This window comes from Pseudomonas sp. EA_65y_Pfl1_P113 (genome assembly GCF_963970525.1).
In the GTDB taxonomy this organism is placed as follows: domain Bacteria; phylum Pseudomonadota; class Gammaproteobacteria; order Pseudomonadales; family Pseudomonadaceae; genus Aquipseudomonas; species Aquipseudomonas tritici.
The window spans coordinates 1-488 of sequence record NZ_CAXAQM010000437.1; the positions used below are offsets into that span (position 1 = coordinate 1).

At 64.5% G+C, this 488-nt stretch carries 1 protein-coding gene; it reads right to left on the reverse strand.

Going from position 1 to position 488, the window contains the following annotated elements:
- Positions 1-135 precede the first annotated feature (135 nt).
- A partial coding sequence (locus AACY52_RS30455) for a cytochrome b/b6 domain-containing protein (protein ID WP_339561405.1) occupies positions 136-488 on the reverse strand: 353 nt, incomplete at its 5' end.

Consider the following 488-nt stretch of genomic DNA (forward strand, 5'->3'; position numbering starts at 1 on the left):
AAGGTTCAGGGAGGAGGCACCCTGAAAGGGTGCCGCGCGGCCCCGCGAAAGGGGGGAACACGAAGCCGCGTGCAACAGATATAGGTAAGAGGTTTTCGCGCTTCAAGGGCCAAATTTCGGCCGGATCAGCGGAGCCTATTTCGGTCGCGCCAACGCCGGAATCATCCGCGTGAGCGTACCGTCGCGCAACACGAAATGGTGACGCAGCGCGGCACAGACATGGAGTACGATCAGCCCGACCATTGCATATCCAAGCAGGCCGTGCGCGCTATGGGCCGCCCCGCTGGCTGCCCGGGAAATCGGGAGCGCTGGTACGTCGAACACTCCCAACCACGAAAACGCGACGCCGACCGGCTTGCGCGATACCAGCATCCAGCCGGTGATCGGCAATGCCAACAGCAAAAGGTAAAACGCGCCGTGGGCGAGCCCGGCAACGGCGCGTTCCCACGCCGCCGATTTCGCGGGCGGCGGCGGCGGGCGATACACCA